Origin of the sequence: Inquilinus limosus, from assembly GCF_002195995.1 — a bacterium.
Taxonomy (GTDB): Bacteria; Pseudomonadota; Alphaproteobacteria; order DSM-16000; family Inquilinaceae; genus Inquilinus; species Inquilinus limosus_C.
The window spans coordinates 1-23,387 of record NZ_NHON01000024.1 but is presented as its reverse complement, the minus strand read 5'-3'; the positions used below and the strand labels follow the sequence as shown (position 1 = coordinate 23,387).

The window sequence follows — 23,387 nt, the reverse complement described above, 5'->3', positions numbered from 1 at the left end:
GTGATTTAGATTCCGGAAATCGGAATTCGAAGGGCGGATATCGATCTGGAGTTTCCGAAAATGGCGAAAGAGAGCGAAGCCCCGGGCAAGAGCCTGCAGCGCGGCTTCGCCATCCTGCGGGCTCTGGCCGAGGCGGGCGGCGAGGGGGCGAAGCTGATCCGCATCGCCGAGGCCACCGGCCTGACCCAGGCGACCGTGCACCGGCTGCTGCAGGCGCTGCAGACGGAAGGGGTGGTCGAGCAGGACGGCCGCAGCCGCCTGTACCGGCTCGGCATCGACTTCTTCGCCCTGGCGGCGCGAGCGGGCAATCCGGGCAATCTGCGCGACCTGTGCTGGCCGGTGCTGCAGCGCCTGTCCGCCATGCTCCACGACACCGTTTTCCTGCTGGTGCGCAGCGGCTTCGACGCGATGTGCCTGGACCGCTGCGAGGGGCCGTTCCCGATCCGCTCCTTCACCGGCGACATCGGCGGCCGGGTGCCGCTCGGCGTCGGCCAGGGTGCCTTGGTGATCCTGGCCTTCCTGCCGGAGGCGGAGCGGGAGGAGGTGATCCGCTTCAACGTCCCGCGCCTGCTGGGCCAGGGCTTCATGGACGAGGTCTATCTCCGCACCGAGATCGCCAAGGCGCGCGAGGCCGGCTTCGCCTCCCGCCGCGACGTGGCGCTGCCCGGCATGGGCGGCGTCGCGGTGCCGGTGCTCGACCGCGAGGGCCGGGCGGTTGCGGCGCTCAGCATCGGCACGATCTCGGAGCGGCTGGGCGAGGACCGGCTGCCGACGGTGGTCGAGATCCTGAAGCGCGAGGCGACCGCGATCGGGCCCCGCATCAACCCCTTCGACCCGGCGCTGCGCCGTCCCGCCCAGTTGCTGGGCAGCGCCGGGCGGGGAGGGTAACGCGCTTGCCCGATACCGCGCCCGCCCCCTCACCCGAAATCGCTTTGCGATTTCGACCTCTCCCCAAGGAGAGGCGCCTCGGCGCTGCTGTCCCGTGTCCCTCTCCTCGGGGAGAGGGAGGGGGCCGTTCGCGTTGGCGAACGGGAGGGCGAGGGGGAACGCTTCCGTTTTCGGCGTCGATATGCCAGGGAGGGCGGGCATGACCGACGATCCCGCGCTCGACACCCTGTTCCTGCCGTTCCGCAACGGCACCCTGACCTGGCCGGAAGAGGGCCGGGCGCTGCTCCTCGGCGCCCGCGCCGGTGCCGCCCTGGCCGAATTCGCCTCGCCGGCCCTGGCCTGCGAGCAGAGTTTCCGGCCCCGGGCCACGGCATTGGAGGCGGCGGGGCTGACCGTCTCGACCCGGGTCGAGGGCCGGTTCCCGCTGGTGCTGGTGCTGCCGCCGCGACAGCGCGAGGCGGCGCGGGCGCTGCTGGCCCGGGCGTTGGACCAGGCCGAGCCCGGCGGCATGGTCGTGGTCAGCCTGGCCAACACCGATGGCGCCCGGTCGGTCGAGGAGGATCTGGAGCGACTGGCCGGCCCGGTCGAGAGCCTGTCGAAGAATCGCTGCCGCGTGTTCTGGGTCCGGGCCGGCGCCGGCGATCCGGCGCTGCGGGCGGAATGGTCGGCGCTGGATGTGCCTCGCCCGGTTGCGGATGGCCGTTTCCTCAGCCGTCCCGGCCTGTTCGCCTGGGACCGGATCGATCCTGGCTCTGCCCTGCTGGCCGCCCATCTGCCGGCGGATCTGAAGGGGCAGGGCGCCGATCTCGGCGCCGGCTTCGGCTATCTGGCGGCCGAGGTTCTGGACCGCTGCCCGGAGGTCGCCTCGATCGACCTCTATGAGGCCGAGGCGCGGGGGCTGGAGCTGGCGCGGCGCAACCTGGAACCCCATGCCGGCCGGTTCGCACTCGACTTCCTCTGGCACGACGTCGCCGCCGGGCTGCCGCGCGACCGGCGCTACCATTTCATCGTCACCAACCCGCCCTTCCATGAGGGCGGCCGGGCCGACCGGCACGATCTGGGCCGCGCCTTCATCACCGCGGCGGCGGCGGCGCTGCGCCAGAAGGGCCGGCTGTTCCTGGTGGCGAACCGGCACCTGCCCTATGAGGCGACGCTGGAGCAGACCTTCGTCATGGTCCGCCGCATCGCCGATGACGGCACCTACAAGGTGATCGAGGCGTCGAAGGGCGTTCGATGAGGGGCGGGCGATGAAGCTGGTTCGCCGCCTCGCCAATCTTGGCTATGGCAGCCGCAGGCAGGTCGAGGCGCTGCTGCGCGACGGCCGCGTCACCGATGCCGGCAGCGCGCCGCTCGACGCCGAGGCGCAGCCGGAGCATGAGGCGATCCGGGTCGACGGCCAGCCGCTCGACCCGCCGCCGGGCGCGGTGCTGATGCTGCACAAGCCGGCCGGCTTCACCTGCTCGACCAGCGATCCGGGCCGGGTGGTGTATGAGCTGCTGCCGCCGCGCTTCCGCCTGCGCAACCCGATCATCGCCCCGGTCGGGCGGCTGGACCGCGACACCACCGGCCTGCTGCTGCTGACCGATGACGGGCCGCTGCTGCACCGGATCATCTCGCCGAAAAGCCGGATCCTCAAGGTCTATGAGGCGACGCTGGCCCGCGACCTCAGCGGGGAGGAGGCGGCGGCCTTCGCCTCCGGCACGCTGATGCTGCGGTCCGAGACCACGCCGCTTGAGCCGGCGGTGCTGGAGCCTCTCGGCCCGCGCAAGGCCCGGCTGGCCGTGACCGAGGGCCGCTATCATCAGGTGCGGCGCATGTTCGCCGCCGTCGGCAACCATGTCGAGGCGCTGCACCGGTCGGCCGTCGGCGGCCTGGCGCTCGGCGATCTGGCAGAGGGGAAATGGCGGCTGTTGGACCCGGCCGAGGTGTCTTCAGTGTTCAATTCAGTAGGCCCCTGAACACATGTTCGCCGGCCCGTTCATCGGTCCGTCACCACAATATAATATTATGTCTTCATTGATGATTTTCCTTGTCGAGGCGCAGCCGCTGGCGCAGAGTGCGCAGCCTGCAGGTCGGAGGTCGACCGCAAGGGGCCGAGCGTGATATCGCCGCCAGCCCTTGCCGGCCGTGTGTTTGTCGGTTTGGCGCCGCCCCCCGGTGCCGATGCGCTTCACAGGATCCGTCGCATCGCCGATGAACATGCAGCCACCCGGTCTTCATTCCTGTGGGAACCACGGCGCGTCGGGCTTTTGGCTTGCCGCAGCCGCAACGACAAAAGCCGCTGGAGGAACCGCCATGGCTGGTCAGCACCGCAGGCGTCCCAGGACGAGTCCGGCCCCGCTTCGGGCGGATGAGCACGAACTGAACACTCTTCCGCCGAAGGCCGCGAACGATACCGACACTGTGGTCCCGATGAGGGAGATCGCGGAGATGGATCTTTCGGCCGAGGCCCCACAGCCCGCCCCAACCCGTCCGTCCCGCGTTCAGGCGGCGCTCCGGGCCGAGATGCTGTGCCGGGGCTTGCGCCTGTCCCAGGCCGAATTCGCCCGCCGCTACGGCCCCGCCAGCTCCGTGGTGCGCAACTGGGCGCCGCGCCAGCCGCAGACGAACGGCATCAAGCTCTAGCCGTTTCCTGATACGCTTCCATTCGATCCGACCGGCGGCCGCCGACGCGGCCCGCCGGTCTTTGCCTGCCATGGATGACAGCCCGCCGGGTTCGGTGCTACCGGGAAGGGCGGAGCAGCCAGGGGATCGAGGACACCGGATGCGTTGGGAGGGACGGACGGCGATGGCGCGGGCCTGGGTCCGGCTGCCGTCGGGCAAGCGGCTGGATCTGCTCAACCCCACCCCGTTCGATTGGGACGATCGCGACCTCGCCCTCGGCCTCGCCCGCACCTATCGCTGGGGCGGGCATTCCGCCTGGCCGCTGCCGCTCTCCGTCGCCCAGCATTCGCTGGCCGTGCTGGCGCTGTGCCGGGCCTGGGCGCCGGCGCCGCTGTCGCCGCTGGCCGAGCTGCGCGAGCTGCTGCACGACGCCGATGAAGGGCTGCTCGGCTTCGACCCGCTGTCGGTGATCAAGCCCTTCCTGGGCCAGGAGTTCCGCGACCTCGCCGCGCGGCTCGAGGACACGGTGTTCCTGCGCTATGGCCTGACCCGCTGGACGGCGGAGCAGAAGGTTTTCCACAAGCGCGCCGACCGCGTGGCCGCGGCCAGCGAGGCGATCCACGTCGTCGGCTGGACCCGCGACGAGGTCGCGAAGGTGCTGAAGATCCGGTTCCAGCCGATCGACGACGATCCGCTGCTGCCGATCTATGGCGGCACAGCCTGGGAGCCCTGGGCGCCCGACCTGGCGGCGGAGCGCTTCCTGCAAGAGCTGGGCCGGCTGAAGGCCGCCGCGGCCTGACCGCTATGTCGCGTGTGGGGACCGCCGGGCGATGAAGCGCGCCACCGCCGGGCCCAGCAGCACCACCAGGAAGAAGCGCACGGTCTGCAGCGCCATCACGAAGGGCAGGTCGACATCGCTGGACGCGGCGATGATGGCGATCGAATCCATGCCGCCGGGGCTGGTCGCCAGATAGGCGGTCAGCGGGTCGACGCCGAGCGTCCGCACCAGCACGAAGGCCAGGCCGCCGCAGAAGGCGATCAGGGCGATGATCGACAGCAGGATCTGCAGCAGCGCGCGGGCGGCGTGGACCAGCACCGACCGGGTGAAGCCCAGGCCGATGTTCCAGCCGATCAGCGCATAGGCGGCGGCCAGCAGCCATTCCGGCAGCGCGATCTCGATCAGGCCCAGCGAATGCAGCACCGCCCCGACCACCATCGGCACCAGCATCGGGCCGGCGGGGATGCGCAGCCGCCATCCGGCCGCGGCGCCCAGCCCGGCCAGGATCAGCGTCGCCGCGAAGGGGCCGGCATCGATCGGCGGGAACCAGACGATCGCCGCGGGCCCGGCATCCCCGGCATCGACCCAGAAGCGGGCGATCAGCGAGGCGGCGGTGGCGACGCAGACGACGCGCAGATACTGCATGAAGGCGACCAGCCGCGCGTCGGCGCCGAAGGCCTCGGCCATCAGCACCATGGCGGTGGCGGCGCCGGGGGAGGAGCCCCAGACGCCGGTGGTGCCGGGCACCACCTGCCAGCGGCTCATCATCCAGCCCAGCACGCTGCTGGCGAAGAGCGTCGACAGCACGATCGCCAGGAACAGCGGCCAGTCCCGCAGGAAGGACACCACGATCGACGACGTGATCGCCCCGGCGATCAGGCAGCCGATGATCGCCTGGGCGCCGAAATAGGGCTTCCGCGGCACCCGGATGGTGCCGCCGCCGACGCCGAGCAGGATGCCGGCGATCATCGGTCCCAGCAGCAGGGCGGCCGGCAGCGCGGCCATCTCCAGCAGCGCCGCGATGGCGGCCGAGGCGGCCAGCAGCACCGCCCACTGGCCAGCCCGCGGAAGCCTGGCCAGGGCCGGCAGGGCCGGGCCGTTCACGGTCACCACAGCAGCCTCGCTTTCCGCCTCAGGACTGGCCGAGCAGGATGTCGGCGGCCTGGGAGACGATTCCGATGCGGGGCAGGATAGACTCCATGGCGAAGCCATGCATCTCCGCCGACCGGCTGGTCATCGCATCCTCGGCGAAGACCACGGCGTAGTTCAGCTCCCAGGCATGGCGGGCGGTGGATTCGACGCCGAAATTGGTGGCGATGCCGCCCAGCACGATGGTGTCGATGCCGCGCCGGCGCAGCTGCAGGTCGAGATCGGTGCCGGTGAAGGCGCCCCATTGCCGCTTGGTGACCACGACGTCGCCGGGCTCGGCCACGCCCTCGGCCAGGTCGCTCCAGCCCGCAGGCAGGCCGCCGGCCGGTCGGGGCATCGGCTGGTCCACTGGCTGCCGTGGCGCATCGGCGAAATCCGGCGCCCAGCCGACGCGGACCGGAACCACCAGGGCACCGGCGGCGCGGAAGCGGGCGGCCAGCGTCTTGGCCGTGGCCAGCACCTCCGCGCCGCTGCGGGGCGCGAGCGGCATGGCCAGGATGCCGGCCTGCAGATCGATCAGGACCAGGGCGGTGCGGCGGGGGTCGAGGGTGGGCATGGTCGTCACCTTTCGGGGCGCAGGCCGCACCCCTCCGGCCCCGGCGGCGAGCCGGGCGGATGGACGGGGGCGGGTGCATGTGAAAATATGAGGATAGCCTCGCAGATAGTTTTATGAGCATGTCCTCACAAAAGTCAACCGCCTCCGATGCCGCCGCGATGCGTGAGCCCCGGCGCCAGCGCGGCCGCGACCGCGTTGCCGCGCTGCTGCAGGCGGGGGCGGCCGTGTTCGCCGAGAAGGGTTATGAGGCGACGACGATGACCGAGGTCGCGGCCCGGGCCGGCGCATCGATCGGCTCGCTGTACCAGTTCTTCCCGAACAAGGAGGCGCTGGCCGACGCGCTGCTGGCCGGCTATGGCGAGCAGGTGCTGGCCGGGCTGCAGGCGGTCGAGGCGCAGGCGGCGCGGCTGGCCGTCCCGGCGCTGGCGGATGCGCTGATCGACCTGCTGGTCGGGCTGAAGCAGCAGCGTGTGACGGCGCTGGCGCTGATCGAGGCGCGGCGGGACGCCGTGGCGGCCCAGCCCCTGACGCTGCGCGACGCCCTGCGCGCCGGCGTCGCCCGGATCCTGGCCCTGCGCGCGCCTGGCCTGCCGCCGGAGCGGGCGAAGGCCATGGCGATCGTCGTGCTGCTGCAGATGAAGGCGGCGGCGGCGCTCGGCACCGAGCCTGGATTGAAGGCGCGCGCCGCGGCCCTGGCCGAGCTGCGGCTGATGACCCGGCTGTACCTCGCCGAAGGCCTCGGTCAGGCCTGACGCGGCGCCAGCACGACGAGGCGCAGGGCGATCAGCAGCGCCGCCAGGGCCAGGGCGCCGATCATCAGGGCGACGCCGGACCAGCCCCAATCGGCCCAGGCGACGCCGCCGAGCGAGCCGGCCACGCTGGAGCCGAGATAGTAGAAGAACAGGTACACCGAGGAGGCCTGGGCGCGGGCATGCAGCGCCCGGCGGCCGACCCAGCTGCTGGCCACCGAATGGGCGCCGAAGAAGCCGAAGGTCAGCACCGCCACGCCGGCGATGATCGCCCACAGGTCGTCGCCGCGGGTCAGGGCGACGCCGGCCAGCATCAGCACGATCGGCGCCCAGAACACCCGGCGGCGGCCGAGCACGCCGGCGAGATGGCCGACCCAGATCGAGGCACCGATGCCGATCAGATAGACCACGAAGATCGCCGCCACCGCCGTCTGGCTGAGGTCGTAGGGCGGGGCGAGCAAGCGGAAGCCGGTGTAGTTGTAAAGGGTGACGAAGGCCCCCATCAGCAGGAAGCCTTCCAGGAACAGCCAGCGCAGACCGGGGTCGCGCAGATGGTCGGCGAAGGCGGCCAGCAGCAGGCGCGGGCGCAGCGGCCGGGGCGTGAAATGGGCCGAGGGCGGCAGGCTGCGCCAGAACAGCACGGCGCAGACCAGGCCGCTCAGCCCGACGACGCCGAGCCCGAACCGCCAGGAGACCAGGTCGGTGAGGATGCCGGCCATCAGCCGCCCGCCCAGCCCGCCCAGGGCGCTGCCGCCGATGAACAGCCCCATGGCCAGCCCGACCGACTTCGGATGCATCTCCTCGCTGACATAGGCCATGGCGACGGCCGGCAGCCCGCTCAGCGACAGGCCCATCAGCGCCCGCAGCACCAGAAGCCCGTGCCAGGACGGCATCAGCGCCGCAAGGCCGGTCAGCACCGCCGAGGCGAACAGCGAGGCCACCATGACGGGCTTGCGGCCCCAGGTCTCGGACAGCGCGCTGGCCACCAGCATGGCGAAGGCCAGCGCCCCGGTGGTCAGCGACAGCGACAGGCTGCTCTCCGCCGCGCCGATGCCATAGGTCTCGGCGAAGACCGGCATCAGCGGCTGCACGCAGTACAGCAGGGCGAAGGTGGCGAAGCCGGCGGCGAACAGCGCCAGGTTGGTGCGGTGGAAGGCGGTGGTGCCGTGTTCGATGAAGGCGACGACGTCCTCGGCCGCGACGGTTCCGGCCGGCATGGCTCCGGCGATCGACGGGGCGGCGGGATGGCGCGGCAGCGACTGGACCGATGAGGTCACGGGAGATCTCCGGCCGGGCCTGCGAAGGGGAAAGGCGCCCGACCCTCCCGGAAAAGATGGCGACGGGAATTGATAGTGTCCAATATGTTTGGCGGCATGTTTGATAGGTTTGGCGAATGATGGAGCTGAGGCATCTGCGCTATGCCGTGGCCCTGGCCGAGGAGCTGCATTTCGGCCGGGCGGCGGCGCGGCTCGGCATCTCCCAGCCGCCGCTGAGCCAGCAGATCCAGGCGCTGGAGGAGGAGCTCGGCGCCCGGCTGTTCGAGCGCAGCAACCGGCGGGTGGCGCTGACCGAGGTCGGCCGGCTGTTCCTGGAACAGGCGCGGACGGTGCTGGCCGCCGCCGACCGCGCGGCGGAGGTGGCGCGCCGGGCGCAGCGCGGCGAGATCGGCGAGATCCGCATCGCCTTCACGGCGTCGGCCCCCTTCACCACGCTGATCCCGCAGACGATCTTCGCCTTCCGCCGCAGCCATCCGGACGTGCATCTGGAGCTGCAGGAGATGCCGACCCGGCAGCAGATCGAGGCGCTGGCCGAGCGGCGCCTGCAGATCGGCTTCCTGCGCAACCCGACCTTCCCGCCCGTGCCGGACGGGATTGAGGTGCGCGAGCTGTTCCGCGACCCGCTGGTGGCGGCGCTGCGCACCGACCATCCGCTGGCGGCGGGCGCGCCCGCGCCGGTGGCGTTGGCCGAGCTGGCCGATGAAGCCTTCGTCTGCTACCCGCGCGACCAGGGCACCAGCCTGTACGACCAGATGATCGGCCTGTGCCGCGACGCCGGCTTCAGCCCGCGGCTGGGGCAGGAGGCGCGCGAGGTCTCGACCATCGTCGGGCTGGTCGCGGCCGGGCTGGGCGTGTCGCTGCTGCCGGCCTCGCTGCAGCGGATCCAGGTCGAGGGCGTGGTGTTCCGCCGGCTGTCCGACCCCGGCGCCGTCACCACCATGTGGCTGACCTGGCGGCGGGACGAGAGCTCACCGGCCGCGCGGGCCTTCATCGACATGGCGACCCGGCCGGACGCTCTGGATGGTGGCAGCCGCTAGATCTAGCCGCGCGGCGTGGGCGTTCCGCCACAATTGGTATGAATTTTCCGTGTCGTCCCGTCTTTTCGCTGGTGCAGCACGAGGGTTGGTGCGACTCTCATCCCTGGCGACGCGATTTTCGTCGTCAGTGATCGGAAAGGCGTCATGCGACGGGCAACAGCCTGGCATCATCATCCGCTTCCCGGCTCCGACCAGGGGCAGCATCAGCATCGGCAATCGTTCGAAACGCCCCTCGCAGGGGCGTTTGCCGTTTCTGGCCGCCCGTTCCGATCCGTCACCTGTCCTGTTCCACCCGACCCGAAGGAGGGTTCCGGCGAATGAGATCTCCTGGTGAAGGGGGCGGTGTCTGGGATCCGCTGTTCGAGGATGCAAGCGAGAGCAAAGGACGACGTTCCATGGCCAAACGCAACGCCTCCAGTGCCCGTGTCGTCGCCATCAATGAGGGCTACGACGATGATTTCCGGGAGCAGAGCTACCTGAAGACGGTCAAGCCGAGGACCGCCAATCAGGAGGTCCTGATGAAGGCGATCGAAGGCCACGCCATGACCCTGGCCCTCGGCCCCGCCGGCACCGGCAAGACCTATCTCGCCGTGTCCAAGGCGGTCGAGGCGCTGACCGCCGAGCGCGTCAGCCGCATCGTCATCACCCGGCCGGTGGTGGAGGCGGGCGAGAGCCTCGGCTACCTGCCGGGCGACATCAACGAGAAGATGGACCCCTGGATGCGCCCGATCTACGACGCGCTGTCCGACCGTCTCGGCGCCAAGCAGGTGCGCCAGATGACCAAGGAGGGGATCGTCGAGATCGCGCCGCTGGCCTATATGCGCGGCCGCACCATCTCGCGCAGCTTCGTCATCGTCGACGAGGCGCAGAACATGACATTCCAGCAGTTGAAGATGCTGCTGACCCGCCTCGGCTGGCACTCGACCATGGTGATCACCGGCGACCCTGACCAGACCGACCTGCTGCCCGGCCTGTCCGGGCTGGAGGAGGCGGCGCGGCGGCTGGAGCCGCTGGACGGCGTCGCCGTGGTCCGGCTGACCACCGCGGACATCGTGCGCCACCCGCTGGTCGCCGCGATGATGCCGCTCCTGGCCTGAGGCTTCGGCGGCCGGTCCGGGCCCGGGCCGGCCGCTGCCCTCCGGCGGTCCGATTTCCTCGGTTGCTCCCCTTGAAGCTACAGTTGCTGTAGCTCCCATCTCCGTCTCGGCCGGGCATGTCCGGAGACCATGGAGGCATGGGATGAGCATCTTCAAGCACCTGATGGGCCGCGGCTTCGGCGGTGGTCACCACGGTGGTGGCCGTCACGGCGGCGGGCGCCATGGCGGCGGATTCGGCGAAGCCTATGGTGCGCCGCCGGCGCAGGCCGCGATCGCCTGCCCGGCCTGCGGCGCCGGCAATCCGGGCGGCAGCCGCTTCTGCGGCCAATGCGGCGGCGGCCTGGTTGCCGGCGCCTGCGGCGCCTGCGCCGGCAGCGTCCCGGCCGGGTCGAAGTTCTGCCCGCACTGCGGCCGGGCCGCGTCCTGACAGGATGACCGGCCGGGGACGAAGGGGAGGGGCGGGATGAGCGGCAATCACGGCGCCGGCAGCAATGAGCGCAGCCTGTGGATCGCGCTGGTGCCGACCGCGACCTTCATGGTGGCGGAGATCGTCGGCGGCCTGCTGACCGGCAGCCTGGCGCTGATCTCGGACGCGGCGCATATGGCGACCGACGTGGTCGGGCTGGTGATCGCGATCACCGCGATCCGGATCGGGCGCCGCCCGCCCGACGCCCGACGCAGCTTCGGCTATGAGCGGTTCGAGATCCTGGCGGCGGCGTTCAACGCCCTGCTGCTGTTCGGCGTCGCCCTTTACATCCTGTACGAGGCATGGCGGCGGCTGAGCGAGCCCGGCCAGATCGATTCCACGGCCATGCTGGTGATCGCGGTGCTCGGCCTCGGCGTGAACCTGTTCGCAGTGTGGATGCTGCGGTCGAAGCAGGACAACAGCCTGAACGTGAAGGGCGCCTATCTCGAGGTGCTCAGCGACCTGCTCGGTTCGGTCGGCGTCATCGCCGCCGCGATCATCATCCGCTTCACCGGCTGGGAATGGGTGGATTCGCTGATCGCCGTGGCCATCGGCCTGTGGGTGCTGCCGCGCAGCTGGACCCTGCTGCGGCAGAGCGTGAACATCCTGCTGGAGGGCGTGCCGGACGGCATCGACCCGGCCGCGGTGCATGCCACGCTGCGCGGCCTGCCCGGTGTCACCGATGTCCATGACCTGCACATCTGGGCGTTGACCGGCGGCCGCGTGTCGCTGACCGCCCATCTGGTGGTGTCGGGCGGCGACGCCGCGGCCGTCGCCGGGCTGCTGGACCAGGCGCGGGCCATGCTGCATGAGCGCTTCGACATCGGCCATGTCACGCTGCAATGCGAGCCGGTGCCCTGCGCCGACGCGGCGGCCGGCCACCGTTTCCTCTAGGCCGTTCCCCCGGACAAAAAAAGGGCAGGCCCGGCCTGCCCTGCGGTGAATGCGGAAGCGGCGCCGACGTCAGTGCGCGCCGTGTCCGGAGAGGCCGCCCTTCCGCCCGGCTTCCGCCGCGCGCTCGCGATCATTGGCGAAGTTGCCGCCGCTTTCCTGCCCGCCCTTGCGGCCCGCTGCCGCGGCCCGGGCCGGATCGTTCTTGAAGTTGCCGCCGCTGTGCTGGCCGCCCTTGCGACCGGCGGCCGAGGCCCGGGCCGGATCATTGGCAAAGTTGCCGCTGCTCACCTGCCCGCCCTTGCGGCCGGCCTCCGCTGCGCGCTCCCGGTTGTGGGCGAAGTTCCCGGTGCCGCCCCGATGCGGAGTCTGGCTATCCGCCATGGTCGAAGCTCCCTTGCTGTGGGCTCACCTCATGGGAATAGGCCGCAGCGAGACGAGGTTCCCAATGAAAAATCCTTAATTTTCAGCCGGTTCGTTAGGCTTCGCTTGCGGTGTCCGCGGCAGGCGGCCGACATCTCCTTGCCGAAGAGTGCCGATGCCTGCGACAACGGGATGGTTCCGAACAGGATCCTGGTTCCGATATTGTACCGACCGTTGCCCGCGATCGGGCGGAAGGAGCGGATCATGGTGGCTCGCGAGATGGTGGACGGGGCGTTCCATCCCTGTCCGATCCGGGATGTGCTGGACCGCATCGGCGACCGCTGGAGCCTGCTGGTGCTGCAGACCCTGGCGCCGGGGGTGAAGCGCTTCACCGTGGTCAAGCGCGAGATCGGCGACATCTCGCAGCGCATGCTGGCGCAGACGCTGCGCCGGCTGGAGCAGGACGGGCTGGTGTCGCGCACGGTGCATCCGACCATTCCGCCGCGGGTCGACTATGCCCTGACGCCGCTCGGCCGGTCGTTGCTGGAGCCGCTGAACGCGCTGGTGGACTGGGCGAACCTGCATCACGACAAGGTGCGCGCCGCCCGGATGGCCTATGTGCCGCCGGCCGCCGAGGCCGCCTGACGCTCAGGCCGCCGCCTGACGCTCAGGCCGTCGCCGCACAGCGAGACCTCGGTGACCGCCTCGATCGAGGTGACGGCGCTGTCGAAGAACTGGGCCTGGAAGCCGATCACGTCGCCCGGCAGGATGAAGGACAGGATCTGCCGGCGGCCGTCCTGCAGTATCTTGAAGCGCATGGCCCAGCCGCTGGCGACGGTGTAGAGCGGCGGATTGCGATCGCCCTCGGTCATGATCCTTGCCCCGGCCGCGAAGGCGACATCCTCGACCCGGCGCCGCTGGATGTAGTCGAGCAGCTCGGGATCCAGGATCTTGAGCTGCGGCATGTCGGCGGCGAGCTTGACGTTCAGGTCGTGCGGGGACATGGCAGGCTCTCCCTGTGATGGGCGCGATCAGGCGCGCGGGCGACAGCCGCGGGGCAGAGGCGGGAAGGCGTGGATCGGACGGGCGGCACAGCCGCGGGCCGTGGACGATGTCGGCATCGTAGCAACGCGACGGCCCGCTTCCAGTTCCGTCCGAGCATGACGGAACGGCCGAGGGGGCGCGTGACGGCAAGGGGCGGCAGGGGGGCCAGGGCAATCGCTCGAAGCGCTTCCCGCGGCGGACAGGGCACCGTCCGATGGCCGTTCCCGCTTGCGAGATCTTTTCAGAATTCCCGACACCGTCATTGCGAGCGCAGCGAAGCAATCCAGGGGCCGGTGCGCACCGGCCCTTGGATTGCTTCGTCGGCTTCGCCTCCTCGCAATGACGGCAGGGGGCGAGCGTCCTGAAAAGGTCTCGATTGCGGGCGAGGCAATGCAAGCCCGTCGGCATCGCCCGGCTTCCAGGCGATTGCCCCGGGCGGGCGCGGGCATCGGATTGACCCGGCGGCGGCGGCGAGGCTATGTCGGGGCGGGGCGCTCGGGCCCCGCCGCAACCGCCTGGAGCCTCCATGCTGCGCCGCCTGCCGCTCGCCCTTGCCCTGCTCGTCGCCGCCTGCGCCACCCAGCCCGTTCCGGCGCCGCGCACCGGCTACCAGCCGCAGACCACGGCGCATCTGACCGGGGCGGTCGCGGTCAACCCGATGGGCTACCGGCCGCGCACGGGCGTGGCGCCGCAGGGCAGCGTGCGCGACGTGCCGGGCTATGTCACCAACGCGCTGAAGGCCGAGCTGCGCCGCGCCGGCGCCGGGCTGAATTCGTCGCGCTGCATCCTCGACGCCACCATCCGCGACTTCAAGGTCGACCGGGCGGGGGCGGAGGAGCATTACGGCGTCGACATCCGCTATGAGCTGGCCGTGGGCGGCAATGTCCAGTTCGACCAGGCCTTCGGCACCACCTTCACCGTGGCCCGTGGCCAGTCGGTGGACCGCGCGGTGGACGACGCCATTGCGAAGAACCTGAACTTCCTGCTGAAGGACGACTGGTTCGCCACCCTGATGGTGCGCGAATGCAGCGGCCGCGCCTGAGCGCGGACTGAGCCGAGGCCGGTTCGCGGGCCTGGCCCTTCGGACCGGCGCCGACCTCATCGGCCCCGGCTTTCGCGGCGGCGGGGTCTCCGGTGGCAGGTCCGCCGACAGCAGGTCCGCCGACAGCAGGTCCGCCGACAGCAGGCCTGCCGGCCGCAGGCCCGCCGGCTGGAGGAGTCCCGCCGGGCGGCAGGCCGAGGGCCCGGCACAGGCTGGCGATCAGGCCCCCGATCGGCAAGGCGGTGTCGGCCAGGTCGGCGTCGATGCGCTCATCCTCGGTCAGCCGTTCCCAGAGGTCCACGGTCAGCCGATCCCGGTCGTCGGCGTCGGGAACCGCGGCGATGGCGCGGGCGACGCCCTGGGCGACGGCCTGGCGCCGGTCGTCCGTCTCGTCCTGCCGGCTCTTGCGCCGCTGTTCGGCCTTGCGCCGTGCGTCCTCCCGCTGCTGCCGCAGCTTGGCTTGCAGCGCGATGGCGCGCCGGATGCCGAGGAACAGGCTGCTGAAGCGGGTCTCCGCTTCCCCGGCGCGGTCGAGATCGCCGGCCGTCACGCCCAGGGCCTGGAAGCCGCGGGCCAGTTCCAGCGCGCGCTCCATCAGCTCGGACAGCATCGCGGCCTCGCCCGCGGCGGGCACGGCGGAAACCTCCCCCTGCTGCCGGTGCAGCCGGGCCCTGAGCGCGACGGCGCGGCGGATGCCGAGAAACAGGCTGCTGAAGCGGCTCTCGGCCCTGCCGGCGCGGTCGAGATCGCCGGCCGCGAGGGCAGCGAGTCCCTGGGCCTGGATGGCGCGGGCCATCTCCAGGGCAAGCTGCGTCAGCGCGGCCAGCACCTCGACCTCCCGGGCAGCCTCCTCCGCGGCCGGCGAAGCGGCGGGCGGAGTTTCGGCTGTGACGGGATCGACCATCCGTGAATTAGAACAAAATGGGAACATTTGGTCAAGAGAAACCGCATCGTCATCGCTTGAAATCATCCGATTTCAGGAGCCGGATGAGGCAGCCGTGGCAGGATGGCACAACGGCCGCCCCGCCATGACCGCTTCCAGCCCGTCATTCGGTTGGTGGCCGAGAAGGGCGGATCGCGGAAATGCACTCGCTTGCCGTCAGCGAACAACGCTTCCGGTTCGTTGAGCTGTTGCAAAGCTAATAAACGATCGCGGCTGGATCCAACTTCGAAACGCTAATTGGACCGCTGTTGCTCCGACTCGATCCAGAATTTTCCAATAAAGCGAAATACATAGGCCAGGAGGGCGACCAGAATGCCGAGCCAAATCGACATCGCATGTCGATCTTCCCCTGTGAGCAAACTAAGTGCTCCGAACATGGCAACGAACATCCCGGCGCAAATCGCGACAGTCGAAAAGTAATAGAACAACTTAGCGTATCCGTACGAGATGCTTCTTTTGAATGTCCACTTGCGCTTTCTATTCAATAGATATACAGAAAATCCGATGGCAATCGGAAAGCCGATTTGCAGAATGAGATTTAGAATTGCCTGTCTCATGGAAATTGCATGGCGTTGGTTTCAGGCTAGACAGCTCCATTTAAACATACCTGTCGACCTCAGTGAGCGCCATGGTGCATGCGGTCAGCGTGCGGTCATGTTCGTTCCAGGGAGGTCGGCGGTGTGACCTCCTCTCACTCCTTCCGACAAGGCGAGCGGGGCGAGGTGCTATCCGGAACCCGGCGCCCCATCATCCAAGAGCGTGTCCGGCTAAGCCAGTGATCGGAACAGGTCACGATACGCTTCGATCGCGAGGTCGGGCAGCCGGGCGGCCTCGTCGATCGGGATCCAGCGGATCTCGCTGTGCTCGTCGCCCAGCATCCGCGGCTCGCCTCCGGTCCAGCCGGTGACGACGAAGACATGGTGCCGGGCTTCGCCGTTTCGCGCCGGATCGGGGTCCGCCAGCGTCGCGACCAGGTGGTGGCGGACCGGCGTGACCCCGGCCTCCTCCTGAACCTCGCGGATCAGCGCCTGCTCCGGCGTCTCCCCGGATTCGACGTGGCCGCCCAGCACGTCCCAGCAATCCGGGTAGAAGCGGCGCTGCGGTGTCCGGCGGCCCAGCAGGATGCGGCCGTCGCGCAGCAGGATGGCGCAGGCGATCTGCTTCATCGGATTCATCCTTCATCGTGGGCGACGGATGGTTGACATCGTATCGGTGCCGTCGCGCCATGCGGTGGCTATCCTGGACGAGGATTGAAGGGATCGACCATGCCGACCGAAGCCGACCCGCCGGGGATCCTCGTCGTCACCGGGATCATGGCGGCGGGCAAGTCGACCGTGGCCCAGGCACTGGCCGAAAGGCTGCCGCGGGCGGTGCATCTGCGCGGCGACGTGTTCCGGCGCATGATCGTCTCCGGCCGGGTCGAGGTGACGCCCGACCTGCCGGCCGAGGCGATGCGCCAGCTCGACCTGCGCTATGAGCTGGCGGCGACGGTGGCCGGGCGCTATGCCGACTCCGGCTTCACCGTGGTCTGGCAGGACGTGATCCTCGGCCCGGCCCTGGCCCGGGTCGCCCGGCTGCTGCGCGGCCGGTCCTTCGGCATCGTCGTGCTGTGCCCGTCGCCCGAGGCGGTGGCCGAGCGCGAGGCGGGGCGGCCGAAGACGGGGTACGGGGCGTGGACGCCGGCCGATCTGGACCGCGGCCTGCGCGCCGACACGCCGCGGCTCGGCCTCTGGCTCGACAGCTCGGGGCTGACGGTGGGCGAGACCGTCGACGCGATCCTGGCGCGCATCGCCGAGACCAGGGCCGGGCTGCCGTGAGCGCCGCGGGCCCGGACGAACTCGTCGGCCTGGCGCGGGCGCTGCTGGACGGCCCGGGCCGGCCGGAGCTTCTCCCGTTCCTGGATGACTGGCCGGCGCCCGATGCCGCCCGGCGGGCGGTCGATCCGCGGCCGCTGCCGGTCCTCCGCTGGCTCGACCGGCTCGCGGCACACGCCGCCGGGGAGACCCGGCCGCTGGTCGATGGCATCGTCGCGGCGGCGGCGGGGCTCGCCTGGGGCCAGACCTATGCGGCCACGGATTTCGGCGAACGCTTCCTCGATCGCTATGGCTGGAGCGAGCTGGTCGGCCTGCGCGGGCCGATCGCCGGCGACCGCCTGGCCTGCGGCGTGCTGCTGCTGGGCCCCGACCTCGAATACCCGGCGCACAGCCATGCGGCGGAGGAGATCTACCTGCCGCTGGCCGGCACCGCCCTGTGGCTGCGCGGCGGGGAAGGCTGGCGGCCGCGCCGGCCGGGCGAGCTGATCCACCACCCCTCCGGCATCGGCCATGCGATGCGCACGGGCGCGCAGCCGCTGCTGGCGCTGTATCTCTGGCGCGGCGGCGACCTGGCGCAGAAATCGACGATCCTCGGCGCCGCCGGCGGCCGGGAGGAAGGAGGCCCCCATGACCACGCATGAGCAGTTCCTGGCGCAGGCGATCGAGCTGGCGCGGCACAATGTCGAGGAGCGGGGCGGCCGGCCCTTCGGCGCCGTGCTGGTGCGCGACGGCGCGGTGGTCGCCACCGGCGTCAACGAGATGGGCGCCAGCGGCGACCCGACGGCGCATGCCGAGCTGCAGGCGATCCGCGCCGCCGCCCGGGCGCTCGGCGCGCTGCGGCTCGACGGCTGCACCGTCTATGCCAGCGGCCACCCCTGCCCGATGTGCCTCGCCGCCATGACCATGGCCGGGGTCACGGCGGTCTACTACGCCCATTCCAACGACGAGGGCGCGCCCTACGGCCTGTCCACCGCCGGAGTCTATGCAGAACTCGCCAAGCCCCTGGCCGACCAGGCCATGACCATCCGGCACCTGCCGGTGCGGGTGGGCGGGCTCGACCTCTACGGGCTGTGGCGCGACCGCCAGCGGGGCTGAGAGACCGCCTGTAAATGCTACTGACGAGGCCGTCTGACGGCGGTTTCTCCGCTTCCGGTGCTCACGGACTCAAACGTCCGCTGCGCGCCGGTTCTCGAAACCACCGCCAGCCGACTCACGCCAGCGCATTTCCAAACGGTCTCTGAGCGGGCCGGCCTCAGCGCGACCGCACCCGGGTCATCACGATGTCGACGGCGCTGCCGCCGCCCTGGGTCAGCACCGGGTGACGGGTGTCGGTGGTGAACAGCAGCGTGCCGGCGCGCTCGACCTTGGCCGAGACGGCATAGCTGTGGCGCTGGTCGATCTGCGCCGGGTCGTAGGTCAGGGTGAAGGCGGCCGGCACGCGCACCGGGGCGATGCGCTGCTCGGCGATCACGGTCGACGGCGCGTCGGCCAGCGAGACGTCGACCAGCTGCACAATCAGCTCCGCATCCGCCGGCAGGGCGATGCGCTCGCGATAGGTGGCGGTGCCGGTCACGGTCGCGCTCGCGGCAGGGGCGGGCGTTGGGGCGGCAGGCTCTGCCGTCGGGCCGCAGGCGGCGAGAGCCATGGCGACGGCCAGGACGGCGATGCAGGATCGGCGGTTCATCGGATACCCCTTGCAGGCCGTGGCGGCCGCTGTTCTGCCGATGACAACGCTCCACGGCCCGTTCGGTTGCACCCGGCGCCCACCCCTCAGTCGCGGAAGTTCAGGTACTGCAGCGGCTGCTCGATCTTCAGGCCGCGGACCAGGGCGATGGTGGCCTGCAGGTCGTCGATCTTCTTGCCGGTGACCCGCAGCTCGTCGCCCTGGACCGCGGCTTGCACCTTCTGCTTGCCGTCCTTGATCGCCTTGATGATGGTCTTGGCCAGGTCGCGGTCGATGCCCTGCTTCACCACCACCTCCTGCCGCACCATGTTGGCGGAGGCCTTCTCCGGCGTCTTGAAGTCGAGCGCGCCGGCGTCGAGCTTGCGCCGGGCGAAATAGCCGCGCAGCAGCTCGTGCATCTGCTTCAGCTTCAGGTCGTCATCGGCCAGGATCGTCAGCGTCGCGTCGCTGCGCTCGATCGTGCATTTCGATCCCTTGAAGTCGAAGCGCTGCGCCACCTCGCGGGTGACGCCGGCGACGGCGTTGTCGACTTCGGTGAGGTCGGTCTTGGAGACGATGTCGAAGGAGGGCATGGCATTTCGCGGATCTGCGGGACCAGATCGGCGAGTCTAGCCGATTCCGCGGCGAATGGGAGCCTCCATGGCCGCGGCGCGGCCGTTGGCCGCCGGCGGGGCGCCGAAGGGCGCCAGCCGGGCGCCGTGCCGCCGCAGCGCCTCGGGAAACTCCCGCCCGGCGAAGTAGCGGAACTCGACCGCGCGCATGGTGGTGACCGGGTCGAGGGCGGCGAGCCGGGCGTCGACCAGGCCGGGATGGCACATGATCACCGCCCGGTCCGGCGCGGTCTCCAGCCAGCGCTCGAACAGCACGCCGTGGCCGCGGTCGATGAAGTCGTAGATGCCGCAGAAGCTGTCGTTGCGCCGCCCGGCGACGCCGGCGAGCACGGCGTCCGAGCGCAGGCTGAGCGCCTGCAGGAACAGCGCCTTCGCGGCGAAGGGGCGGCGCAGGATCCGTCGCGGCCGGTCGCCGCAGCGCCGGATCCAGCGCGGCCGCAGCCCGGCGGAGCGCAGGGTCAGGGCCAGGGTCTCGGCGACGCCGGGCAGCAGGTGGACGTGCTGGTGCCCGTCGATGAAATCCGGCTCGCGGCCGAAGGCGTCGACGAAGGCGGCGTGCTGCGCCTCGATCTCGGCCGACACTGCGCCGGACGGCAGCCGGCGGGTGAAGCTCAGGCGCAGCAGGGCGGCGAGGCTCGGAAACCGGCTCCAGCCCGCATCGATCCGCAGCTGCTGCGACAGCGGGGCGAAGGGGCCGGTGAGGCAGAGGTGAAGGCCGATCTCGGCCGGCCCGGCGGGCAGGTCGCGCAGCAGCCCGGCCGCCTCCGGCCAGCAGGCCCCGACGGTCAGGCAGCTGGTGCCGGACAGGCGGCCCTCGGCCAGCAGCTGGCGGATCGCCAGCGACACGCCGGGGGCGAGGCCGTAATCATCGGCGACCAGCGTGATACGCCTGGAGGACATGGCTCATCTCTTCCACGCGGTCGCGCCGCATATGCTCGGCGACGACATAGAGGGGGCGGTCCTTCACCTCGTCCAGGATCTGGCCGAGATACTCGCCGAGGATGCCGAGATTGATCAGCAGCACGCCGCCGATCAGCACCAGGATGGCGATCACTCCGGGCACGCCGGGCAGGGCGACGCCGTCGACCAGGCAGACGATGGTGATCCACAGCCCGTAGACGAAGGCGGTGAGGGCCATGGCGAAGCCGAGCAGCGTGGAGATCCGGAGCGGCATCCGGCTGAAGGAGGTGACGCCGTTCAGCGACAGCAGCAGCAGCTTCCAGAACGACCATTTCGTCGTGCCGCCGATCCGCTCCGCCGGCTGGTAGTCGATCCGGCGCTGCTGGAAGCCGACCCAGACCGACAGGCCCTTGAAGAAGCGGCCGCGCTCGCGCAGGCCCCGCAGGGCCTCGGCGGCCCGGGCGGAGATCAGGCGGAAATCGGCCGCGTCCGGCGTGATGCGGAAGGCGTTGCCCGAGTTCATCAGCCCGTAGAAGGACTTGACCAGCAGGCGGTAGACCGGGCCCTCCTGCCGCCGGCGGCGGACGGCGTAGACGATGTCGTCGCCATCGACCAGCCAGTGGCGGACGAAGGTGTCGATCAGCTCCGGCGGATGCTGGCCGTCGGAATCCATGAACACCACCGCGTCGCCCATCGCGGCGTCGAGGCCGGCGGTCAGCGCCGCCTCCTTGCCGAAGTTGCGGCTGAGGCGGATCAGCTCGACCCGCGCTCGGCCGTCGGGCAGGGCGGCGATGACCCCGGCGCTGCCGTCCCGGCTGCCGTCATCGACATAGATCACCTCGACCGCAAGGCCGTGGGCCGTGTCGAGCCGGGCGGCCAGCTCCTCCAGCTGCCGGTGAAGCGTGGCGACCGAATCCGCCTCGTTGTACAGCGGCACGACGATCGACAGGCGGCGCGGGGTGGTCGGAAGGGTGTGGTTCATCGCGGCCCTCACGGGGCAGGGCAGGTGATGGCGGGGGAGTCACGGCCGGGAAGCACGGCGAGCCAGACGGTGCGGCTTGCGAGCGGCGTCCCGAGCGCCGTGCGCGCCGGCCAGGCATAGGCGGTGATGTCCTGCGGGCACAGGCCGGCGATCGGGCGGCCGGGCACAGGCTCGCGCCGGGACGCATAGACGGCGCCGTCGTGGACCAGCCTTTCGGGATCGACCCAGGGCGACAGCGTCGGGTCCGCATCCTCGAAGACCTGCGGCCGCGCGCTGCCGTAAAGGGAGATGGTGCCGGCCTCCGGGATGGTGCCGATCACGGTCCCGGGCGCGCCCGGCTGGCTCCTCTGCCACAGCGATTCCGCCGCCGCGGACAGGGCCGGCCCGTCCAGGTTCATGATGTTCGGCGCGCCGGACAGGCCGGGCTTGACCAGCATCAGCACGATGAAGGCGACCATGAAGGCCGGCGCCGCGGTGAGGGCGAAGGCGCGCAGGCGCCCCGCGGCCGGCCCGGGCGCGGCCAGCCCCGGCAGCAGCAGCGCCAGCAGCGGCGGCAGGGCCAGCACGAAGCTCATGCCCCACATCGTCCGGATGCGGATGCCGGTGGCCGCCGAGGCGAAAGCCAGCACCGCGATCGGGACCAGGTAGACGAAGGCGAGATAGAGTCCGGCCGGGGAGCGCAGCCGCCGCCGGGCCAGATGGGCGATGGATGTCGCCTGGTCCCGGCCGGAGGCGCCGAGCCCGATCAGGGCCGCCAGCAGCATCGGCACGATGGCGAAGGCCTGGTCGCCCAGGAAGGCCAAGGGGCCGACGATGTGGCCCGCCGGGCCGATCAAGGTGCCGTCGCTGCGCTCGGCCAGATAGCCCAGGGGGACGAAGTCGTTCCGGACCAGCCACAGCAGATGCGGCGCGATCACCAGCAGGCAGGCGGCCAGGCCGAGATAGAGGCCCGGCCGAACGAAGTGCCGCCGGCCCGCCGGTGACAGCAGCAGATAGGCGAGCAGCGTCGCCAGCAGCACGCCGATCGAATACTTCGCCAGCAGGCCCAGCCCCGCGGCGATGCCGGTCAGCACCCACCAGACGGCGCGGTCGCGGGTGAAGGCGCGCCAGAACAGCGCCATGGTCCACGCCCAGAAGGCGAACTGGACGACATTCGGATTGAAGCGCGGCGTGGCGTAGGTGGTGTAGTGGGTCAGGGCCAGCAGGATCACCGCGGCCAGCGCGGCACGGCGCCCGGCGATGTCGCGCGCCAGCAGCCAGATGCCGGCGAAGGCGGCGGCGATGAAGGCCTGGCTCAGCGCGTAATACGCCCAGTTGGCGCTGCCAAACACGGCGTGGACCAGCTCGGAGGACCAGGCCGCCAATGGCGGATGCTTGTGATAGCCCCACAGCCAGTGCTGGCCCCAGTAGAGGCCTTCGAGCGTGTCGGGATGCAGGTTGCCCGCCAGCCAGGCCGGCAGCAGGGTCCAGGCCGCGAAGCCGGCGGAGACGAAGGCAAGCACCCAGGCGGTGCGGATGCCGGCCGTGGGCGTCGCGCCGGAGCGGTGCATCCCCAGGGAGACAGGGGAGTCGGTGACGGATGCGGACGAGGCCGCCTCGATGCTCACGATGTCGCTGCTCGATTGGAACATTCGGCCGCGGTCCGGAAGATACCGCCAGTGGCGGCCGGGGCTGCGGCACGATCAGAAATATCCGGTTGCTTCGCGCTCTGGTAGTTACAATTTTGTATATTTCGGTATATAAGTAATTGATGAATTAACATTGCAATTGATATCGATCACATCGGGCTGATACGATCAGATTTAAAGGAAGTTATGTATAAGAGGGATTCCTGGTGCAGTATTATTCCGGTGAAAAATGCACCCTTCCGTCGCCGACACCCTCGGCCATACCGGATGTCGGGCCCGAAAAGACGAAGGCCCGCCCACGGTGGTGGGCGGGCCTCGCTGGAAGCGGAAGCGTGTGATGCGGTCTGGTCAGTCGGCGCGTTCGGCGACCTGGGTGTTCGGCGCGTAGATGAAGCCGTAGGTCGGGTAGACCGTCGTTCCCATCTGGCCGGTCGGCTGGTGCCAGAAGCGGGTCTGGCTCCAGTCGTTCTTGGCGGAGACGTCGATGACCCGGGCCGGCTCGTTCACCCGGCCGCGTGGCGCCCAGTTGGCCTGGTCGACGATGATCTCGCGGGAGCTGACGATCCGGCGGACGACCGCGACATGGCCGCGCCGCATCGACGCATAGCGCTTCAGCACGATCACCGAGCCGGCGACCGGCATGCGGCCACGGTTGTAGCGGCCGGCGGCGGCATCCCACCAGCGCCAGGCGTCGCCGGAGATCTGGAAGCCGGTGAGCTCGCGGGCGAAGGGAACGCAGGACCAGCGGCGATGCTGGGCCTTGAGCGCGGAGACCCGCTGGATCTGCCGCTGCTCGGTGACGTTGCGGGCCGTCAGCTGGGTGCGCGGGGCCGGCACGTCGGCGACGGCCGGGGCCCGGGCGGCGGCCGATGCCCGGGCGGGGC

General features: G+C 70.6%; 27 protein-coding genes. 14 read left to right on the top strand and 13 right to left on the bottom strand.

All coding sequences use genetic code 11. The features are described from left to right. The first annotated feature begins 60 nt into the window (after positions 1–60). The 5 genes from BWR60_RS14590 to BWR60_RS37055 all read left to right on the top strand — a co-directional run bounded on the left by BWR60_RS14590 (position 61) and on the right by BWR60_RS37055 (position 4,291). On the top strand, positions 61–888 hold the full coding sequence (locus BWR60_RS14590) for an IclR family transcriptional regulator (RefSeq protein WP_088151755.1): 828 nt from the start codon (positions 61–63) through the stop codon (positions 886–888). 199 nt (positions 889–1,087) lie between these two features. Next, positions 1,088–2,125 carry a class I SAM-dependent methyltransferase gene (locus BWR60_RS14585; RefSeq protein ID WP_088151754.1) on the top strand — a complete coding sequence of 346 codons (1,038 nt, stop codon included), beginning with the start codon at positions 1,088–1,090 and terminating at the stop codon, positions 2,123–2,125. Between the two features lie 10 nt (positions 2,126–2,135). Continuing rightward, positions 2,136–2,846, top strand: coding sequence for a pseudouridine synthase (locus tag BWR60_RS14580; protein WP_088151753.1), 711 nt, complete (start codon positions 2,136–2,138; stop codon positions 2,844–2,846). Positions 2,847–3,318: 472 nt separating this feature from the next. Continuing rightward, a complete protein-coding gene (locus tag BWR60_RS14575) occupies positions 3,319–3,513 on the top strand; it encodes a hypothetical protein (protein WP_144445622.1) in 195 nt (64 codons plus the stop codon). 139 nt (positions 3,514–3,652) lie between these two features. Then, positions 3,653–4,291, top strand: a complete 639-nt coding sequence (locus tag BWR60_RS37055; RefSeq protein WP_088151751.1) for a phosphohydrolase — start codon at positions 3,653–3,655, stop codon at positions 4,289–4,291. A gap of 3 nt (positions 4,292–4,294) precedes the next feature. Here BWR60_RS37055 and BWR60_RS14565 read toward each other — a convergent pair whose 3' ends face one another. Beyond that, on the bottom strand, positions 4,295–5,380 hold the full coding sequence (locus tag BWR60_RS14565; protein WP_230983056.1) for an AbrB family transcriptional regulator: 1,086 nt from the start codon (positions 5,378–5,380) through the stop codon (positions 4,295–4,297). A gap of 22 nt (positions 5,381–5,402) precedes the next feature. After that, positions 5,403–5,975, bottom strand: a complete 573-nt coding sequence (locus BWR60_RS14560; RefSeq protein WP_088151749.1) for a hydrolase — start codon at positions 5,973–5,975, stop codon at positions 5,403–5,405. A 158-nt stretch (positions 5,976–6,133) separates the two neighbouring features. Between BWR60_RS14560 and BWR60_RS14555 the strand changes: the two genes are divergently transcribed. Continuing rightward, positions 6,134–6,727 (top strand): TetR/AcrR family transcriptional regulator, encoded by a 594-nt coding sequence (locus tag BWR60_RS14555; protein ID WP_179221777.1) that lies wholly within the window; start codon positions 6,134–6,136, stop codon positions 6,725–6,727. Here BWR60_RS14555 and BWR60_RS14550 read toward each other — a convergent pair. Beyond that, positions 6,718–8,001: an MFS transporter gene (locus tag BWR60_RS14550; RefSeq protein ID WP_343216403.1), complete on the bottom strand. Its 1,284-nt coding sequence runs from the start codon at positions 7,999–8,001 to the stop codon at positions 6,718–6,720. The genes BWR60_RS14555 and BWR60_RS14550 overlap by 10 nt on opposite strands. Positions 8,002–8,117: 116 nt before the next feature. On the opposite strand from BWR60_RS14550, the gene BWR60_RS14545 reads away from it, so the two are divergent. From BWR60_RS14545 to BWR60_RS14530, 4 genes are all read left to right on the top strand, one after another. Continuing rightward, on the top strand, positions 8,118–9,038 hold the full coding sequence (locus BWR60_RS14545; RefSeq protein ID WP_218823502.1) for a LysR family transcriptional regulator: 921 nt from the start codon (positions 8,118–8,120) through the stop codon (positions 9,036–9,038). A 395-nt stretch (positions 9,039–9,433) separates the two neighbouring features. Next, a complete protein-coding gene (locus BWR60_RS14540; protein ID WP_034837212.1) occupies positions 9,434–10,135 on the top strand; it encodes a PhoH family protein in 702 nt (233 codons plus the stop codon). Between the two features lie 142 nt (positions 10,136–10,277). After that, positions 10,278–10,562 carry a double zinc ribbon domain-containing protein gene (locus BWR60_RS14535; protein WP_088151747.1) on the top strand — a complete coding sequence of 95 codons (285 nt, stop codon included), beginning with the start codon at positions 10,278–10,280 and terminating at the stop codon, positions 10,560–10,562. 36 nt (positions 10,563–10,598) lie between these two features. Then, entirely contained in the window at positions 10,599–11,495 is an 897-nt protein-coding gene (locus tag BWR60_RS14530) for a cation diffusion facilitator family transporter (RefSeq protein WP_088151746.1), read from the top strand. A 69-nt stretch (positions 11,496–11,564) separates the two neighbouring features. Here the strand turns inward: BWR60_RS14530 and BWR60_RS14525 are convergent, their stop codons facing one another. Further along, positions 11,565–11,876 (bottom strand): general stress protein, encoded by a 312-nt coding sequence (locus BWR60_RS14525; RefSeq protein ID WP_088151745.1) that lies wholly within the window; start codon positions 11,874–11,876, stop codon positions 11,565–11,567. Positions 11,877–12,119: 243 nt separating this feature from the next. Here BWR60_RS14525 and BWR60_RS14520 point away from each other — a divergent pair, with 243 nt between their 5' ends. Continuing rightward, a complete protein-coding gene (locus BWR60_RS14520) occupies positions 12,120–12,500 on the top strand; it encodes a winged helix-turn-helix transcriptional regulator (RefSeq protein WP_179221776.1) in 381 nt (126 codons plus the stop codon). Here the strand turns inward: BWR60_RS14520 and BWR60_RS14515 are convergent. From BWR60_RS14515 to BWR60_RS14495, 3 genes are all read right to left on the bottom strand, one after another. After that, the gene (locus tag BWR60_RS14515; RefSeq protein WP_088151744.1) at positions 12,470–12,859 is read right to left on the bottom strand and encodes a Crp/Fnr family transcriptional regulator; all 390 of its coding nucleotides are present in this window, start codon (positions 12,857–12,859) and stop codon (positions 12,470–12,472) included. The genes BWR60_RS14520 and BWR60_RS14515 overlap by 31 nt on opposite strands. A gap of 954 nt (positions 12,860–13,813) precedes the next feature. After that, positions 13,814–14,845 carry a hypothetical protein gene (locus BWR60_RS37050; protein ID WP_179221775.1) on the bottom strand — a complete coding sequence of 344 codons (1,032 nt, stop codon included), beginning with the start codon at positions 14,843–14,845 and terminating at the stop codon, positions 13,814–13,816. 806 nt (positions 14,846–15,651) lie between these two features. Next, positions 15,652–16,050 carry an NUDIX hydrolase gene (locus tag BWR60_RS14495; RefSeq protein ID WP_218823501.1) on the bottom strand — a complete coding sequence of 133 codons (399 nt, stop codon included), beginning with the start codon at positions 16,048–16,050 and terminating at the stop codon, positions 15,652–15,654. A 99-nt stretch (positions 16,051–16,149) separates the two neighbouring features. On the opposite strand from BWR60_RS14495, the gene BWR60_RS14490 reads away from it, so the two are divergent. The 3 genes from BWR60_RS14490 to BWR60_RS14480 are packed head-to-tail and all read left to right on the top strand — an operon-like array spanning position 16,150 to position 17,793. Then, positions 16,150–16,701, top strand: coding sequence for an AAA family ATPase (locus tag BWR60_RS14490; protein WP_088151739.1), 552 nt, complete (start codon positions 16,150–16,152; stop codon positions 16,699–16,701). Then, the gene (locus BWR60_RS14485; RefSeq protein WP_218823500.1) at positions 16,698–17,339 is read left to right on the top strand and encodes a dimethylsulfonioproprionate lyase family protein; all 642 of its coding nucleotides are present in this window, start codon (positions 16,698–16,700) and stop codon (positions 17,337–17,339) included. Before BWR60_RS14490 ends, BWR60_RS14485 begins: the two co-directional genes overlap by 4 nt. Beyond that, positions 17,326–17,793, top strand: a complete 468-nt coding sequence (locus BWR60_RS14480) for a nucleoside deaminase (RefSeq protein ID WP_088151738.1) — start codon at positions 17,326–17,328, stop codon at positions 17,791–17,793. Before BWR60_RS14485 ends, BWR60_RS14480 begins: the two co-directional genes overlap by 14 nt. A gap of 157 nt (positions 17,794–17,950) precedes the next feature. Here the strand turns inward: BWR60_RS14480 and BWR60_RS14475 are convergent, their stop codons facing one another. The 6 genes from BWR60_RS14475 to BWR60_RS14450 form a co-directional block, all read right to left on the bottom strand. Then, positions 17,951–18,271, bottom strand: coding sequence for a YbaY family lipoprotein (locus BWR60_RS14475; RefSeq protein WP_218823499.1), 321 nt, complete (start codon positions 18,269–18,271; stop codon positions 17,951–17,953). A 197-nt stretch (positions 18,272–18,468) separates the two neighbouring features. Continuing rightward, positions 18,469–18,954, bottom strand: coding sequence for a YajQ family cyclic di-GMP-binding protein (locus tag BWR60_RS14470; protein ID WP_088151736.1), 486 nt, complete (start codon positions 18,952–18,954; stop codon positions 18,469–18,471). Between the two features lie 36 nt (positions 18,955–18,990). Beyond that, positions 18,991–19,893: a ChbG/HpnK family deacetylase gene (locus BWR60_RS14465; protein WP_088151735.1), complete on the bottom strand. Its 903-nt coding sequence runs from the start codon at positions 19,891–19,893 to the stop codon at positions 18,991–18,993. Next, positions 19,859–20,875: a glycosyltransferase family 2 protein gene (locus tag BWR60_RS14460; protein WP_088151734.1), complete on the bottom strand. Its 1,017-nt coding sequence runs from the start codon at positions 20,873–20,875 to the stop codon at positions 19,859–19,861. The genes BWR60_RS14465 and BWR60_RS14460 overlap by 35 nt, the downstream gene beginning before the upstream one ends. Positions 20,876–20,883: 8 nt before the next feature. Next, a complete protein-coding gene (locus BWR60_RS14455) occupies positions 20,884–22,482 on the bottom strand; it encodes a glycosyltransferase family 39 protein (RefSeq protein ID WP_179221774.1) in 1,599 nt (532 codons plus the stop codon). A gap of 369 nt (positions 22,483–22,851) precedes the next feature. Continuing rightward, a partial coding sequence (locus BWR60_RS14450; protein WP_144445621.1) for a CHAP domain-containing protein occupies positions 22,852–23,387 on the bottom strand: 536 nt, incomplete at its 5' end.

What these genes read in the sequence shown, in the direction of transcription:
- BWR60_RS14590 (WP_088151755.1), top strand. Translation starts at nt 61, where the DNA reads ATGGCGAAAGAGAGCGAAGCCCCGGGCAAGAGCCTGCAGCGCGGCTTC.
- BWR60_RS14585 (WP_088151754.1), top strand. Translation starts at nt 1,088, where the DNA reads ATGACCGACGATCCCGCGCTCGACACCCTGTTCCTGCCGTTCCGCAAC.
- BWR60_RS14580 (WP_088151753.1), top strand. Translation starts at nt 2,136, where the DNA reads ATGAAGCTGGTTCGCCGCCTCGCCAATCTTGGCTATGGCAGCCGCAGG.
- BWR60_RS14575 (WP_144445622.1), top strand. Translation starts at nt 3,319, where the DNA reads ATGGATCTTTCGGCCGAGGCCCCACAGCCCGCCCCAACCCGTCCGTCC.
- BWR60_RS37055 (WP_088151751.1), top strand. Translation starts at nt 3,653, where the DNA reads ATGCGTTGGGAGGGACGGACGGCGATGGCGCGGGCCTGGGTCCGGCTG.
- BWR60_RS14560 (WP_088151749.1), bottom strand. Translation starts at nt 5,975, where the DNA reads ATGCCCACCCTCGACCCCCGCCGCACCGCCCTGGTCCTGATCGATCTG.
- BWR60_RS14555 (WP_179221777.1), top strand. Translation starts at nt 6,134, where the DNA reads ATGCGTGAGCCCCGGCGCCAGCGCGGCCGCGACCGCGTTGCCGCGCTG.
- BWR60_RS14545 (WP_218823502.1), top strand. Translation starts at nt 8,118, where the DNA reads ATGATGGAGCTGAGGCATCTGCGCTATGCCGTGGCCCTGGCCGAGGAG.
- BWR60_RS14540 (WP_034837212.1), top strand. Translation starts at nt 9,434, where the DNA reads ATGGCCAAACGCAACGCCTCCAGTGCCCGTGTCGTCGCCATCAATGAG.
- BWR60_RS14535 (WP_088151747.1), top strand. Translation starts at nt 10,278, where the DNA reads ATGAGCATCTTCAAGCACCTGATGGGCCGCGGCTTCGGCGGTGGTCAC.
- BWR60_RS14530 (WP_088151746.1), top strand. Translation starts at nt 10,599, where the DNA reads ATGAGCGGCAATCACGGCGCCGGCAGCAATGAGCGCAGCCTGTGGATC.
- BWR60_RS14525 (WP_088151745.1), bottom strand. Translation starts at nt 11,876, where the DNA reads ATGGCGGATAGCCAGACTCCGCATCGGGGCGGCACCGGGAACTTCGCC.
- BWR60_RS14520 (WP_179221776.1), top strand. Translation starts at nt 12,120, where the DNA reads ATGGTGGCTCGCGAGATGGTGGACGGGGCGTTCCATCCCTGTCCGATC.
- BWR60_RS14515 (WP_088151744.1), bottom strand. Translation starts at nt 12,859, where the DNA reads ATGTCCCCGCACGACCTGAACGTCAAGCTCGCCGCCGACATGCCGCAG.
- BWR60_RS37050 (WP_179221775.1), bottom strand. Translation starts at nt 14,845, where the DNA reads ATGGTCGATCCCGTCACAGCCGAAACTCCGCCCGCCGCTTCGCCGGCC.
- BWR60_RS14495 (WP_218823501.1), bottom strand. Translation starts at nt 16,050, where the DNA reads ATGAAGCAGATCGCCTGCGCCATCCTGCTGCGCGACGGCCGCATCCTG.
- BWR60_RS14490 (WP_088151739.1), top strand. Translation starts at nt 16,150, where the DNA reads ATGCCGACCGAAGCCGACCCGCCGGGGATCCTCGTCGTCACCGGGATC.
- BWR60_RS14480 (WP_088151738.1), top strand. Translation starts at nt 17,326, where the DNA reads ATGACCACGCATGAGCAGTTCCTGGCGCAGGCGATCGAGCTGGCGCGG.
- BWR60_RS14470 (WP_088151736.1), bottom strand. Translation starts at nt 18,954, where the DNA reads ATGCCCTCCTTCGACATCGTCTCCAAGACCGACCTCACCGAAGTCGAC.
- BWR60_RS14465 (WP_088151735.1), bottom strand. Translation starts at nt 19,893, where the DNA reads ATGTCCTCCAGGCGTATCACGCTGGTCGCCGATGATTACGGCCTCGCC.
- BWR60_RS14460 (WP_088151734.1), bottom strand. Translation starts at nt 20,875, where the DNA reads ATGAACCACACCCTTCCGACCACCCCGCGCCGCCTGTCGATCGTCGTG.